General features: G+C 64.5%; 15 protein-coding genes. 10 read left to right on the top strand and 5 right to left on the bottom strand.

Features of this window, described 5'->3' with window-relative positions:
- Positions 1-6: 6 nt before the first annotated feature.
- From flhA to flgA, 5 genes are all read right to left on the bottom strand, one after another.
- The gene (gene flhA, locus NCT32_RS13435) at positions 7-2,115 is read right to left on the bottom strand and encodes a flagellar biosynthesis protein FlhA (protein WP_061116563.1); all 2,109 of its coding nucleotides are present in this window, start codon (positions 2,113-2,115) and stop codon (positions 7-9) included.
- Complete coding sequence (gene flhB, locus NCT32_RS13430) at positions 2,112-3,320, bottom strand: flagellar biosynthesis protein FlhB (protein WP_061116562.1); 1,209 nt, start codon at positions 3,318-3,320, stop codon at positions 2,112-2,114. Before flhB ends, flhA begins: the two co-directional genes overlap by 4 nt.
- A gap of 213 nt (positions 3,321-3,533) precedes the next feature.
- Positions 3,534-3,968: a flagella synthesis protein FlgN gene (locus NCT32_RS13425; RefSeq protein ID WP_061116561.1), complete on the bottom strand. Its 435-nt coding sequence runs from the start codon at positions 3,966-3,968 to the stop codon at positions 3,534-3,536.
- A gap of 98 nt (positions 3,969-4,066) precedes the next feature.
- Entirely contained in the window at positions 4,067-4,393 is a 327-nt protein-coding gene (gene flgM, locus NCT32_RS13420; protein ID WP_061116909.1) for a flagellar biosynthesis anti-sigma factor FlgM, read from the bottom strand.
- 179 nt (positions 4,394-4,572) lie between these two features.
- Positions 4,573-5,862, bottom strand: coding sequence for a flagellar basal body P-ring formation chaperone FlgA (gene flgA / locus NCT32_RS13415; RefSeq protein WP_250477213.1), 1,290 nt, complete (start codon positions 5,860-5,862; stop codon positions 4,573-4,575).
- A 202-nt stretch (positions 5,863-6,064) separates the two neighbouring features.
- Between flgA and flgB the strand changes: the two genes are divergently transcribed.
- The 10 genes from flgB (at position 6,065) to NCT32_RS13365 (ending at position 14,617) form a co-directional block, all read left to right on the top strand.
- Complete coding sequence (gene flgB, locus NCT32_RS13410; protein ID WP_061116559.1) at positions 6,065-6,544, top strand: flagellar basal body rod protein FlgB; 480 nt, start codon at positions 6,065-6,067, stop codon at positions 6,542-6,544.
- A 75-nt stretch (positions 6,545-6,619) separates the two neighbouring features.
- Positions 6,620-7,045: a flagellar basal body rod protein FlgC gene (gene flgC / locus NCT32_RS13405; protein WP_035499295.1), complete on the top strand. Its 426-nt coding sequence runs from the start codon at positions 6,620-6,622 to the stop codon at positions 7,043-7,045.
- Between the two features lie 88 nt (positions 7,046-7,133).
- Complete coding sequence (locus NCT32_RS13400) at positions 7,134-7,796, top strand: flagellar hook assembly protein FlgD (RefSeq protein WP_284508527.1); 663 nt, start codon at positions 7,134-7,136, stop codon at positions 7,794-7,796.
- 49 nt (positions 7,797-7,845) lie between these two features.
- Positions 7,846-9,063 (top strand): flagellar hook protein FlgE, encoded by a 1,218-nt coding sequence (gene flgE / locus NCT32_RS13395; RefSeq protein WP_061116557.1) that lies wholly within the window; start codon positions 7,846-7,848, stop codon positions 9,061-9,063.
- 47 nt (positions 9,064-9,110) lie between these two features.
- Positions 9,111-9,863, top strand: a complete 753-nt coding sequence (flgF, locus tag NCT32_RS13390; RefSeq protein ID WP_061116556.1) for a flagellar basal-body rod protein FlgF — start codon at positions 9,111-9,113, stop codon at positions 9,861-9,863.
- Between the two features lie 34 nt (positions 9,864-9,897).
- Positions 9,898-10,686: a flagellar basal-body rod protein FlgG gene (gene flgG, locus NCT32_RS13385; RefSeq protein WP_250477211.1), complete on the top strand. Its 789-nt coding sequence runs from the start codon at positions 9,898-9,900 to the stop codon at positions 10,684-10,686.
- Between the two features lie 21 nt (positions 10,687-10,707).
- Entirely contained in the window at positions 10,708-11,391 is a 684-nt protein-coding gene (locus NCT32_RS13380) for a flagellar basal body L-ring protein FlgH (RefSeq protein ID WP_096031949.1), read from the top strand.
- Positions 11,392-11,393: 2 nt separating this feature from the next.
- Entirely contained in the window at positions 11,394-12,521 is a 1,128-nt protein-coding gene (locus NCT32_RS13375) for a flagellar basal body P-ring protein FlgI (RefSeq protein ID WP_061116553.1), read from the top strand.
- 13 nt (positions 12,522-12,534) lie between these two features.
- Positions 12,535-13,581, top strand: a complete 1,047-nt coding sequence (flgJ, locus tag NCT32_RS13370; RefSeq protein ID WP_250477210.1) for a flagellar assembly peptidoglycan hydrolase FlgJ — start codon at positions 12,535-12,537, stop codon at positions 13,579-13,581.
- Positions 13,582-13,864: 283 nt separating this feature from the next.
- A complete protein-coding gene (locus tag NCT32_RS13365; RefSeq protein WP_061116907.1) occupies positions 13,865-14,617 on the top strand; it encodes a flagellar brake protein in 753 nt (250 codons plus the stop codon).
- The last annotated feature ends 74 nt before the right edge of the window (positions 14,618-14,691 follow it).

The raw sequence follows: 14,691 nt of genomic DNA, 5'->3' as shown, positions 1-14,691 counted from the left end.
GACGCCTCACGCCCCGATCAAATTCACCACCTTCACATTCCTGGTATCCGGCACTTCCGCATAAGACAGCACCTTCAACTGCGGCAGGCTCCTGCGCAGAAACCTCGCCAGCATCGCGCGCAGCGAGTGCTGCACGAGCAACACCGGCGGCAATCCCAGATTCTGCTGACGCATGATCGCGTTCTGCGTCGAGTTCATCAGCGTCTGTGCGAGGCCCGGCTCGAGCCCGGGATTGGTCCCCGTCGACAAAGCCTGCGACAACACCCGTTCCAGCGTCGGATCGAGGCCCATCACCTGTAGATCGTCGGTGCCCGGATACCACTGCTGCGTGATCGCGCGGCCGAGCGCGAGACGCACCGCCGCCGTGAGATCGTATGGATCGGACATGCGCGGCGCATGCTCCTGCAACGCGTCCAGGATCGTGCGCATGTCGCGGATCGGCACACTTTCGTCGAGCAGATTCTGCAACACCTTCTGCAGCGTCGTGAGCGACAGCACCTTCGGCACCAGATCGTCCGTGAGCGACGGCGTGTCCTTGCCGATTCGCTCCAGCAGCGCCTGCACTTCCTGTCGCCCGAGCAACTCGGCCGCATGCGTTACCACGAGATGATTCAAATGCGTCGCGACGACCGTGCTCGCATCGACGACCGTGTAGCCGTACACCTGCGCCTGCTCGCGCAGATTCGTGTCGATCCACACCGCCGGCAGGCCGAATGCCGGATCCTGCGTCTGCGCGCCCGGCAGGGCAGCCGATACCTGACCCGGATTGATCGCGAGCCACTGGCCCGGGAAGGCTTCGCCAACACCGACCTCGACGCCCTTCAGCGCAATGCGATAGCCATTCGGCCGAAGTTCGAGATTGTCGCGAATGTGAATGACCGGCGGCAGAAAGCCGATTTCCTGCGCGAACTTCTTGCGAATTCCCTTGATACGCTTGAGCAACTCGCCGTCGCTGTTGCGATCGACGAGCGGAATCAGCCGATACCCCACTTCCAGCCCGAGCGGATCGATGAGCGATACATCCTCCCAGCTCGCCTCCGCATTCTCCGCCGACGCGGCTGCGGCGCTTGCCGCGAGCGGCGTGACATCGGTGACGGCGCTCGCTTTCTTCTTCGCCTCGGCGCGCTTGTTCATCGAGCGCGCGGCGTAGATGAGACCGCCGCCGAGCAGCATGAACGCGAAGTGCGGCATGCCCGGAATCAATCCCATGACGCCGATGATCACGCCCGTGATCATCAGCACGCGCGGATTCTGGAACAACTGGCCGGTAAGCTGCGTGCCGATGTCCTCTTCCGTCGCGACACGCGACACGATCACGCCCGCCGCCGTCGAGATGATGAGCGACGGAATCTGCGCGACGAGGCCGTCGCCGATGGTCAGCAGCGTGTAGTTGGTCGCCGCGTGCGCGAAGTCCATGTCGTGCTGAAGCATGCCGACGATCAGCCCGCCCACCACGTTGATCACCATGATCAGAAGACCGGCGATCGCATCGCCGCGCACGAACTTGCTCGCACCATCCATCGAGCCGTAGAACTCGGCTTCCTGCGCCACGCCTTGCCGGCGCTTCTTCGCGGTTTCCTCGTTGATGAGGCCGGCGTTCAGGTCGGCGTCGATGGCCATCTGCTTGCCGGGCATCGCGTCGAGGGTGAAGCGCGCGCCCACTTCCGCGATACGCCCCGCGCCCTTCGTGATCACCATGAAGTTGATGATCATCAGGATCACGAACACGACGATACCGACCGCGAAGTTTCCGCCGACGAGAAAGTGCCCGAACGATTCGATCACCTGGCCCGCGGCGTCGGGACCGGTGTGGCCTTCGAGCAGCACGATACGCGTCGACGCGACGTTCAGCGACAGCCGCAGCAGCGTCGAGAACAGCAGCACGCTCGGGAATGCCGCGAAGTCGAGCGGCTTTTGCGTGTACATGCTGACGAGCAGCACCATCACCGCCAGCGCGATGTTGAAGGTGAACAGCAGGTCGAGCAGGAACGCCGGCAAGGGCAGAATCATCATGCCCAAAATCATGCAGATCAGGATCGGGCCGGCGAGCGCCCGAAGGTTCTGCGACCCCAGCGCGTCGGGCCGTTTGGCGAAAAATCCAGCGCGCGCGTTCATGCGGCGGCTCCCTTGTCAGTGTTGTCGCCGGCCAGGGCCTCTGCGGCTTCCTGTTCGGCCTCGGCGTCGGTTACGCCGCCTTTGTCGAGTTCCTTCGGCACGTCGAGATCGGACGGTTCGTCCGGCGCGATGCCGCCATCTTCCTTGTAGCGCTTGAGCTGATAGACCCACGCCAGCACCTGCGCGACCGCGCCATAGAGCGCGCCCGGAATCTCGCGATTGATCTCGACGTTGTGATACAGCGCACGCGCGAGCGGCGGCGCTTCGAGCAGCGGCACGTTGTGCTCGCGGCCCAGTTCGCGGATGCGCGCCGCGACCAGATTCACGCCCTTCGCGACGACTTTCGGCGCGCGCATCTGGCCGTCCGTGTACTTCAGCGCGACGGCGAAGTGCGTCGGGTTCGTGACGATCACATCGGCGGTCGGAATCGCCTGCATCATGCGGCGGCGGGCGGCCGCGCGCTGCTGTGCGCGAATCTTGCCCTTGATGTGCGGATCGCCTTCGTTTTCCTTGTGCTCGCGCTTCACTTCTTCCTTGCTCATGCGCAGCTTCTTCGCGTGCGAGTAGAGCTGGTACGGCACGTCGATGGCCGCGACGAGAAAGAGCCCGCCGATCGCCATGCCGCAGCACACGAAGATCAGGTGCATAGCGTCGGCGAGCGCGAGATCGAGCGGCTTCGTCAGCAGGCCGAGCACTTCGGCCTTGCGGCTCCATATCGCCGAGCCCGCCATGCCGCCGACGACGATCGTCTTCAATACCGACATGCCGAGCTGAACCGGCCCTTGCATCGAAAAGATCTTGCCGAGGCCGCTGACCGGATTCAGGCGCCCGAAGTTCGGCGCAAGCGGCTTCGTCGTGATGAGCCAGCCGCCGAGGGCCATCGGCGCGGCGAGCGCGGCGAAAGCCGTCAGCAGCAGAACCGGCAGCACCGCGAACAGACCTTCCTTGCTCGCGTTTGCCGCGCCGATCATCATCTGGCGCGAGTCGAGCACGGTCGCGTGATCGAAGGTGAACGCGCCGCGCAGGATCGACTGCAAATGCTGGCTCATTGCTCCCGACAAACCCCACACGCCGAAAAATCCCGCCGAAAGGAGAGCGAACGACGCGAGTTCCCGCGAACGCGCAACCTGGCCTTCCTCCCGCGCCTTTTCCAGGCGCTTGGGAGTGGCTGATTCGGTTTTTTCGAGATCGCTTTCTTCTGCCACCGGGCCTTACTCCGTTGCTTCCATCGTTTGCACGTGCGAGCGGCGCGAAGCCGCTTTTTGATGAAAGCGATTATTGCGGAAGGCGTCGAGCGACCATCGGCGGATAAAGCCGGGGAAAAGGGGGTTATTCGCTAGATGAAAGCGCGGGAAACGAAAGCGGCGCGTGCCTCGCGGGAAGCACGCGCCGTTCGGCAAAGCGAAAAAAAGCGGCGGTCAGGCGCCGGGCACGCGGCCATCCGGGCCGTAGAAACCGCTCTTCGACGGCGCGACCTGCAAGGCGGCGAGCGCCTTGCGGTTGTATTCCATGCGCGTGCGGATCAGCACGCCGTTGTTGTTGTTGCCCTGTTTCGCGCGTCGAGCGGCGGCGGTGAGCAGCGCCCATTGCGCGGCGATCGCGCTGTCGTCCGCGGCGGCGGCTTCCATGCCGACGAAGCCGCCGGGAAAACCGAGCGCCTTCAACTGCTCGTCGCGCGCCTTTTCGAGTGCGGAGATGCGCTCGGTGAGCGCGGTCTTGTTCTCGATGATTTCAGGCAGCGCCGGAAGCGGCTGCGCGGCGATCAGCGCCTTTTCCTCATCGACGAGGAGGGATTCGAAAGCCTGAACAGCGGCGACTTCTTCGGTGACAGTGGCAAGCAGGGCGTCTCTCATTGCATCGCTCGAATAGCGGTTTCACAAAAGCCGCCGGCGCAAGAACGCCGCTCGCCGCCGCGCGCCTGTTTCGCACAGACGCGCAAGGGTCACTACGTTCAGCCGCCGGTCGGCGGGGTTCTCGTTTGCAGCAGGTCGCGGGCGGTGCTGAGAATGCCGTCGGCGATCTTGCTCGTGTCCATCTTCAGGCTGCCGTCGCGGATCGCGGCCTTGATCGACTCGACTTTCGCCGTGTCGATGTCCGAGCCGTTCGATGCGCGCAGGTCCGTCGACAGCGGCGACAAGCTCACCGTCGAATTCGTCGCCGTGCCCGTGCCCGATTGCTGCACGGTGCCAGCGGCGCCCTTCGCGTCGTTTTGCGACGCGCGCTGCAGGTTGTCTTGAAGGCCTGCCAGAGTGGTGTTGCTATTCGATTCGATTTTCACGATGTCCATTCCCGAACGTGTTGAGTCCTTTATCGGCGAGGGTGCTTGAAAACTTTACCCTGCCGGGGGACTGCCAACTGCCGTTCGGCGCGCTCATCGCCCTGAAAGCCTTGTCTGGCGGGCATTCAGCGCATTTGCAACAAAATGAAACAAACGTGGGGAACCGAACATAGCCCGCTTCAGAGGGCGATTTCCACCGTCTGACTGTCCTTCACGATGCCGGTGATGATCTGACCGCCGGCCGTTTTTACGCGCACTTGCTGGCCGGGCGCCGCGTTGTTCATCGCGGTGCCTTCGGCCGAAATCGAAAAGCCGGAGCCGCCGGCGACGACGTGCACGTTCTGGCCGATGGCGACCGAGCTTGCCGCGCGCAGCATGTCCGTGCGCAGCGGCAGGCCTGCGGGCACGCGCGACAGCGCGACCGCGCCGACAGCCTGCGCCGGATCGGTGACGATGGCCTGCGGCATCGCGGTGATGTCGCCTTCGCGGGCGACGAGATCGGCGTTGCCCAGCACCTCGCCTGGCGCGATTGCGCGCGCCGCTGTATAGAACGTGGCGTTGATCGACACGCGCGCCTGCACATAGAGTGTCCACGGGCGCTCGCCGACGCAGCGCACGCCGACGGTCATGCGGCCCCAGAGGCGCGCGCCGGTCGGCATGAACGGATCGAGCGCGGAGCAGGCGGCGAGGCCGCGCGGGAAAACGGGCGTGACGGTGATCTCGACCTTGCCCGGCAAGCCGGCCGCCTGCTGCTGCAGAAAGTTGAACGCGGCGACGCGGATCGATTCGCCGTCCTGCATCGCGGCGGGCGCTTGCGGCGATGCGGCGGCGGGCGCGGCTGCTGCCGCGGTCGACGGATTGAAGCTCACGCGTCGCATCGGCGAAGCGGCGCCGACGGGCGTCGCGGGACTCGCCGCGACAGGCTTTGAATTCGCGCCGCGGGCGACGCCATCGTCGCGTGTCACGACAACGGGCATCACATCGCGCGAAACCGAAACCGATGCGGCGGGCGCTCTCGCGAGCGCGGGAGCCGCGACCGGCGCGCGCGCGGGCTTCGCTTCGCCCGGTCCGGGAATGACGATCATGCCGCTCGCGTCGTTCATCGAGTCGTCGGCGGCGTCGGCGCGGGCGTCCAGTTCGAGCGCGGCGTTGCGCATCGCGGCGTCGGCGGCTTTCGTCGCGGCGCGATAGCCGCTCGAACGCGCGATTTCGGGTGCGGCGGGCGCCGCGACGGGAACCGCGGCACGCGAAACGGGCGCATTCAGGTTCTTCGCCATGTCGGCCGCCGCGGCCGGATTGGTCTCGGCGTTGCCGGGAATGACGATCGGGCCGTCGCTCTGCTGCGCAAACGCGCCCGCCGCGACGCTCATGAACAGCGACACGCCGGCCAGAGCGCGCAGCGTGCGGCGCGCGAGCGTCATAGCGACGCGAGCCGTAGGGTTCGATGCACGCTTTGCCGACCTGCTCATCAACTTTCTCCGTACCTGATCCGAATCGAGCCGCAAACACGCGGCGGCTCCTAACGAAACGAATTCTAGATATCGGCCGCCGCGGGCAAGCGTCGAATAGAGGCCCCGTTTCCCGGTTATTCGTCGGATTAGTTATTGCGCGCCGCTCCTAAGATGCGTGTCATGCAAAAAGGCCTCGGCGCTGCCGACAGGAGAAACCGGAATGCTAGACAGACTCGACAAGGAATTCGCTTTTGGCCGTGAGGCGCTCGATGTGCGCGCGTATCGGCAGGAATTGCTGTCGTCGAATATCGCCAACGCCGACACGCCCGGCTACAAGGCGCGCGACGTCGATTTCTCGAGCGCGCTCGCGGGCGCGCTCAAGCAGGGCGGCGGCGCCACGAACAATTCGACGCTGAAGATGGCGCAGCCCGTGAGCGTGAGCGCGAGCGGCGGCCTGGCGACGACGGCCAAAGGCCACATGAGCGGCACGTCGACGCTGTCCGCATCAGGCGGTTCGAGCGACGACTACGGCAAGCTCGCGTACCGCGTGCCGAGCCAGCCGTCGCTCGACGGCAACACGGTCGACCTCGACGCCGAGCGCGTGCAGTTCGCGGACAACGCGCTGCACTTCGAGGCGGGCATGACGGTGCTGTCGTCGCAGATCAAGTCGATGCTCTCGGCGATCACATCGAACAGTTAACGCCGTGGCTCCAGCCCGGCATGGGGCCGGAGCCACGGCGCCGAAGCGCCGACTCCACCCGGAAAAGGATTAGCGATGCCCTCTTTGATGAACATTTTCAACGTCGCCGGCTCGGCGATGTCCGCCCAGGCGCAGCGCCTGAACGTCACCGCGTCGAACCTCGCGAACGCGGACAGCACGACCGGCCCGGACGGTCAGCCGTACAAGGCGAAACAGGTCGTCTTCGCGGTCGATCCGCTCGGCGGCGCGCGCACCGCGTCGGGCCAGCAGGTCGGCGGCGTGCAGGTGACCGGCGTGATCGACGATCCGAGCCCGATGAAAACCAGCTACGACCCGAGCAACCCGGCGGCAAACGCGGACGGCTACGTGACGCTGCCCAACGTGGATCCGGTGCAGGAGATGGTCAACATGATTTCCGCTTCGCGTTCCTATCAGGCGAACGTCGAAACGCTGAACACCGCCAAGCAATTGATGCTCAAGACCCTGACCATCGGAACCTGATCAAGACTTCAAGGAACACAACGTGAGCTCCTCCAGCACCACTATCGGCAGCAACGGCACGACCGTCTCGCAGACGCTGCTCGACACCATGAACGGCGCGTCGTTGAGTTCGTCGGCGTCTTCGTCGAGCTCGGCGACCGGCGCGCAGTCGGCGTCGGATCTGCAGAACACCTTTCTCACGCTGCTCGTGACGCAGCTCAAGAATCAGGATCCGACCAACCCCGCCGACAGCTCGCAGATGACCTCGCAGCTCGCGCAGATCAACACGGTGACGGGCATCGGCCAGTTGAACACGTCGCTGTCCTCGCTCGCGACGCAGCTTTCCGCCGGCCAGCAGACGCAGGCCGCGCTGCTCATCGGCTCGAACGTGCTCGCGGCGGGCAACAGCGTGACCGTGTCGAAGGGCGCGTCGTCGAGCTTCGGCGTGCAACTGGCAAACGACGTGAGCGACCTGCAGATCGTCGTGAAGAATTCGTCGGGCCAGATCGTCAACACGCTCGATCTAGGCGCGCAGGGCGCTGGCGTCGTGCCGGTAACAGGCTGGACGCCGGTCGATTCGAAGGGCGCCACGCTCGCCGACGGCAGCTACACGATCACCGCGCAAGGCACGATCAACGGCCAGCAGGCGACCGCGACGACGCTGTCGGCTTCGCAGGTGCAAAGCGTCGTGCAGATGTCGGGCGGTGCGCCGGGTCTGAAGCTCGCGAACGGTTCGACGGTTGCGTTGACGAGCGTCGCTTCGATTCTCTGATTCCCCATTCATTTAGGGCGAGCGTGGTCTCGTCACGGAGATACATCAAATGAGTTACCAACAAGCACTGAGCGGTCTGGGCGCCGCATCGAGCGACCTCGACGTGATCGGCAACAACATCGCGAACGCGAACACGGTCGGCTTCAAGCAAGGCGCGGCGCAGTTCGCCGACATGTATGCAAGCTCGATGGCCACGGCCGTCAGCAACCAGATCGGCATCGGCACGCGTCTCGCCGAAGTGCAGCAGCAGTTCTCGCAGGGCACGATCACCACGACCAACCAGGCGCTCGACGTCGCGATCAACGGCAACGGTTTCTATCAGTTGTCGAACAACGGCTCGATCGTGTACTCGCGCAACGGCGTGTTCCATCTCGACAACAACGGCAACATCGTCAATTCGTCGGGGCTGCAACTCATGGGCTACGCGGCGGATTCGGGCGGCGTCGTCAACAGCGCGAGCACGGTGCCGCTCACGGTGCCGACGGCGAACATCGCGCCGACCGCAACCAAGACGATCACCGCCGCGTTCAACCTGAATTCGCAGGACGACGTCAAGGCAGCCGCCGACTTCGATCCGACCAACGGCAACACCTACAACGCGTCGACGTCCGTCGATGCGTACGACTCGCTCGGCGGCACGCAGAAGGTGTCGGTGTATTTCACGAAGTCGAGCACCAACACGTGGGAAGCGTTCGCGGGCTATGGCGATCCGGTCACGCAGAAGACGGACCTCGGCCCCGTCACGTTCGACGCATCGGGCAACATGACCTCGGGCAAGACGTTCACGTTCACCATCCCGAACGGCGCCGATCCGACGCCCGGCGCGACGCAGACGCTGACGCTCGATCTCTCCGGCACGACGCAGTACGGCGCGAAGAGCGGTCTCACGAACCTGCATCAGGACGGCAACAGCACGGGCGAACTGACGGGCTTCACGGTCGGCACCGACGGCATGCTGACCGGCAACTACTCGAACGGCGAAACCAAGGCGCTCGGCCAGATCGCGATCGCGAACTTCAACAACCAGAACGGCCTGCAGAACCTCGGCGGCAACGTGTACGCGCAGACGGCGGCGTCGGGCGCGGCGCAAGTCTCGGTGCCGGGCTCGACCAACCACGGCACGCTGCAGGGCGGCGCGGTGGAGAACTCGAACGTCGACCTGACGAGCGAGCTCGTGAATCTGATCACCGCGCAGCGCAACTATCAGGCGAACGCGCAGACCATCAAGACACAGCAGACCGTCGATCAGACGCTGATCAATCTGTAAGCATCGTTCGCACGCACTAGACGCATCAGGAAAGAAGGAAGCGATTCATGGACCGTCTGATCTACACCGCGATGACTGGCGCAAGCCAGGCGCTCGAGCAGCAAGCCGTCGTGGCGAACAACCTCGCGAACGCGTCGACCACGGGTTTCAAGGCGCAGCTCGCGGCGTTCCGCCAGGTGCCGATGTCGTTCGAGAACCAGTCCGCCGATGGCACGACGCGCACTTTCGTGCTGTCGTCCACGCCGAACGCGGACTACTCGGCGGGGCCGGTGCAGCAGACCGGCAATCCGCTCGATGTCGCAATTCAAGGACCCGGCTGGCTGTCCGTGCAGGCGGCGGACGGCAGCGAGGCTTACACGCGCGCGGGCAACCTGCACGTCGATCAGAACGGCCAGCTCGTCACGGCGAACAACCTGCCGGTGCTCGGCGGCGGCGGCCCGCTGTCGATTCCGCCGGGCGCTGAAGTCACGATCGGCAAGGACGGCACGATCTCCGCGCTGATTCCGGGCGACCCGCCGACGGCAATCGCGGTCGTGGATCAGCTGAAGCTCGTCAATCCCGATCCGGCGACGCTCACGCGCGGCGACGATGGCCTCTTCCGGACCGCGACCGGCGACCCCGCCGATGCGGACCCGAGCGTGGTCGTCGCGGGCGGCGCGCTCGAAGGCAGCAACGTGAACCCGGTCTCCGCGATGGTCTCGATGATCACCAACGCGCGGCAGTTCCAGATGCAGACCAAGCTGATGGAATCGGCCGATCAGAACGAACAGTCGGCCAACAAGCTGCTCAACTTCTCTTGAGCGGCGAACGCAAGCTACACAGGACACGAAAGACATGAATCGCTCTCTCTACATCGCCGCGACCGGCATGAACGCGCAACAGGCGCAAATGGACGTGATCTCCAACAACCTCGCCAACGTGGGCACGAACGGCTTCAAGGGCTCGCGTGCGGTGTTCGAGGATCTGCTGTACCAGACCACGCGCCAGCCGGGTGCGAACTCTACGCAGCAAACCGAGTTGGCATCGGGCGTCCAGCTCGGCACCGGCGTGCAACAGGTCGCAACGGAGCGCCTCTACACGCAGGGCAACCTGCAGCAGACCGGCAACTCGAAGGACGTCGCGATCAACGGCCAGGGCTTCTTTCAGGTGACGATGCCCGACGGCACGACCGCCTACACGCGCGACGGCTCGTTCCAGACCAACGCGCAAGGCCAGCTCGTCACATCGAGCGGATATCAGCTGAACCCGGCCATCACGATTCCGCAAAACGCGACGGCGATCACCATCGGCTCGGACGGCACGGTGTCGATCACGCAGCCGAACAGCACGGCCAGCACGACGGTCGGCTCGATCCAGCTCGCGACCTTCATCAACCCGGCCGGTCTCGAAGCGCGCGGTGAAAACCTGTTCTCCGAAACGGGCAGCTCGGGCGCGCCGAACGTCTCCCAGCCGGGCCTGAACGGCGCGGGCTCGCTGCAGCAAGGTTACGTTGAAGCGTCGAACGTGAATGTCGTGCAGGAACTGGTGAACATGATCCAGACGCAGCGTGCCTACGAGATCAACAGCAAGGCCGTGACCACGTCCGACCAGATGCTGCAGACGCTCTCGCAGATGCAGGTTTAACGCTTCATACGAGTCACCAAGATGTCGCCTACTCAAATCCTCTCGCGTGCAACGATTGCCGCGCTCATTGCAGCGCTCGGCGCGTGCGGCCTCGTGCCGAAAGAGCCGATCGTCCAGCAGCCGATGACCGCGCGTCCGCCGCAACCGCCCGTCGGCACGCGTTCGCCGGGCGCGATCTACAACGCGGGCTACGCGGGCCGGCCGTTGTTCGAAGACCAGCGGCCGCGCAACGTGGGCGACATCCTGACCATCGTGATCTCGGAAAACGTCAACGCGACGAAGTCGTCGGCGGCGAACACCAACCGCGCCGGCAACGGCTCGTTCGCCGTGCCGACGACGCCGGGCATCTTCGGCGGCCTCTTCAACAACACGAACCTGTCGGCCACCGGCGCCAACAAGTTCACGGCGGCGGGCGGCGCGAGCGCGGCCAACACGTTCAGCGGCACGCTCACCGTGACGGTCACGGAAGTGATGTCGAACGGCAACCTCATGGTGAGCGGTGAAAAGCAGATGCTCATCAACCAGGGCAACGAATTCGTGCGCTTCTCCGGCGTCGTCAACCCGACGACGATCTCGGGCAGCAACACCGTCTTCTCCACGCAAGTCGCCGACGCGAAGATCGAATATTCGGCGAAGGGTTATATCGACGAAGCTCAAAACATGGGCTGGCTCCAACGCTTCTTCCTCAACGTCGCGCCGTTCTGATCATGAATCCGTTTCTCCGTTTCGTTTCGTTCTCGCTCGCGGCCGCGCTCGTCGCCATCGGCTCTGCGCAGCACGCCCACGCCGAGCGTCTGAAAGACCTCGTCTCGTTCCAGGGCGTGCGTGACAATCCGCTGATCGGCTACGGTCTCGTCGTCGGCCTCGACGGCACCGGCGACCAGACCATGCAGACGCCGTTCACGACGCAGTCGCTCACCAACATGCTCGGCAACCTCGGCATCACGGTGAACCCGGCGACGACGCAGAACATGCAGTTGAAGAACGTCGCCGCCGTGATGGTGACGGCGACGCTGCCGCCGTTCGCGCGCCCCGGCGAAGCGATCGACGTGACCGTGTCCTCGCTCGGCAACGCGAAAAGCCTGCGCGGCGGCACGCTGCTGATGTCGCCGCTGAAGGGTGCGGACGGCCAGGTCTATGCAATGGCGCAGGGCAACCTCGTCGTCGGCGGCGCGGGCGCGAGCGCGAACGGCAGCAAGGTGCAGGTGAACCAGCTCGCGGTCGGGCGCATCTCGGCCGGCGCGATCGTCGAGCGCGCGGTGCCGTCGGCGTTGCAGCAGCAGGGCGGCGTCATGCAGATGGAACTGCGCGAGATGGATTTCGACACGACGCAGCGCATCGTCGCGGCGGTGAACAACCAGTTCGGCATGGGCACGGCGCTCGCGCTCGACGGCCGCACGATTCAACTGCGCGCGCCGCAGGATGCGAGCGAGCAGGTGTCGTTCATGGCGCAGTTGCAGAACATCGACGTGCGTCCGGCGCAGGCCGCCGCGAAGGTGATCCTGAACGCGCGCACCGGCTCGATCGTGATGAACCAGATGGTCACGCTGCAGAACTGCGCGGTCGCACACGGCAACCTGTCGGTGGTCATCAACACGAAGACGGCGGTGAGCCAGCCGGGCGCGTTCTCGAACGGGCAGACGGTCGCGGCGAAGGAATCCTCGATTCAACTGAAGCAGGACAGCGGCGCGCTCAAGATGCTGAGCGCGGGCGCGAACCTCGCGGATGTCGTGAAGGCGCTCAACGCGCTCGGCGCGACGCCGGCGGATCTCATCTCGATCCTTCAGTCGATGAAGGCCGCGGGCGCACTGCGCGCAGACCTCGAAATCATCTAAGGAACGAAGCCTCATGAACTCGAACACGACCGGCATCGCCAGCACCGCGCTGGCATCGACCGATACGACGAGCGGCTTTTCGAGCCTGTCGAACCGTTTCGCGCTCGACACGCAGGGCTTCGACGCGCTGCGCGCGCAGGCCGGCGCGAATCCGCAGCAGGGACTCAAGGAAGCGGCCAGGCAATTCGACGCGGTTTTCACGCAGATGATGCTCAAGAGCATGCGCGACGCGACGCCTTCGGACAGCCCGTTCGAATCGAACGATACGAAGTCGTTCACGTCGATGCTCGATCAGCAGCTTTCGCAGCAGATGTCGTCGAAGGGCATTGGCGTCGCGGACATGATGCTGAAGCAGCTCATGCGCAACGCGGGCGGCCAGGCCGGCGCGGACGCCAGGAACGGCGCAGGCGCGATGAACGCGATGCAGACGCTCGGCGGCATGTCGGGCGGCGGCGACCTCGACGCGAACGCGGGCAACCTCGCCGCGATGAACGCGATGGCGAAGGCGTACGCGGCGGCGCAGGCCAACAAGAGCAGCGCGTCGCTCGCGGGCAAGGGCTACACGGCGGCGGATTCGCTCGAAGCACCGGCGCGCGGCAACGGATCGGACAAGGTCAACGCGTTCGTCGACCGCCTCGCGGTGCCGGCGCAGGCCGCGAGCGCGGCGACCGGCATTCCGGCGCGTTTCATCATCGGGCAGGCGGCGCTCGAATCGGGCTGGGGCAAGCGCGAGATCAAGCATGCGAACGGTTCGACGAGCCACAACATTTTCGGGATCAAGGCGTCGAGCAACTGGACCGGCAAGACCGTCAATTCGGTCACGACCGAGTACGTCAACGGCCGGCCGCAGAAGGTCGTCGAAAAGTTCCGCGCCTACGATTCGTACGAGGAAGCGCTGACCGATTACGCGAGCGTCATCAAGAACAATCCGCGCTATGCGCCGGTGATTCAGGCTTCGCGCGATGTCGCGGGCTTCGCGCACGGCATGCAGAAGGCGGGCTACGCGACCGATCCGCAATACGCGAAGAAGCTCATCTCGATCATGCGCCAGATCGTCTGACGCAATCAGCCGATGTATGCGGCCGTCTTCTTGCTAGGAAGACGTCGTACGCGCGAATTACCGAGCGCGAAAAGCGCGATTGTTCGGATCTTTTTCGGCAGCAAACGTTTTACGTTCGTAGGGACGGCGCACCACATACATTTTTCGCCGGGCACCCCTAAACTTTTGAAGACGTGTGCCGCTAACCTGAATAACCGAAGTGCCGGACCGATTCGGGTTCGGATCGACGCGCGACGTTCGGATGTCCGACCGGCGCGCGAGCACAATGAACACGGCTAGCCCCATGAACACCAATTACATGCATGACGTTGCCGACGAGGACATCGCGCCCAACGTGGATTTCGGCCGGCGCAATCCGCTCGAAATCGGCGTGGCGCTGCGCAATCTCGCCAATCGCGGCGACTTTCTGACGGCGCAATACGGCGACGGGCAAATCGTCACACGGTTGCTCGATGTTGATGTAACCGCGCATCGCTTCACGTTCGACTGGGGCGGCGTGGCGGAGCAGAACCGCGGCGTGCTCGCGTCGCAGAGGCTCGTTTTCAACGCGGCGCCGGAAGGCGTGCGCGTCGAGTTCACGACGCCGCCGGCGCGCGAGACGGTGTTCGACGGCCGACCGGCGTTCGAGGCCGAGTTTCCGATGGTCTTGTATTACATGCAGCGGCGCGAATATTTCCGCGTCGAGGCGCCGGTGCTCGATCCTTATATCTGCACGGGTTCGCTGCCAGAGGGAGAGCGGTTCCGCTTCGAGGTGCATGACCTGTCGCTGGGGGGGGTCGCGTTGCGCACGACAGATGAGCGCGTTGCCAATCTCGAGATGGGCATCGTGATTCAGGATGCCGAGCTGCATTTCAGCGCCAATGGCAAGGTTACGGTGGATATGAAGCTGGTTTCGAAGCGGGAATCGACAACGGCGAAGGGGGATTGCCGATATACCATCGGGTTCAAGTTTGTTTCGATGCCGGGGTCGGCGGAGAATACGCTGCAGCGGCTCATTACTCAGTTGGAGATGAAGCGGCGTTCTTTGGTGAAGTGAATTTTTTTCGCTGGATCCCGTTTTCTTGTTGGTTTATTAGCGTTGCCCCTGTGCGGGACGGCAGTCACTTTCTT

This window comes from Caballeronia sp. INML2 (assembly GCF_023631365.1).
GTDB classification, from domain to species: domain Bacteria; phylum Pseudomonadota; class Gammaproteobacteria; order Burkholderiales; family Burkholderiaceae; genus Caballeronia; species Caballeronia turbans.
The sequence above is the reverse complement of the archived record's forward strand: the minus strand, read 5'-3'. Positions and strand labels throughout refer to the sequence as shown.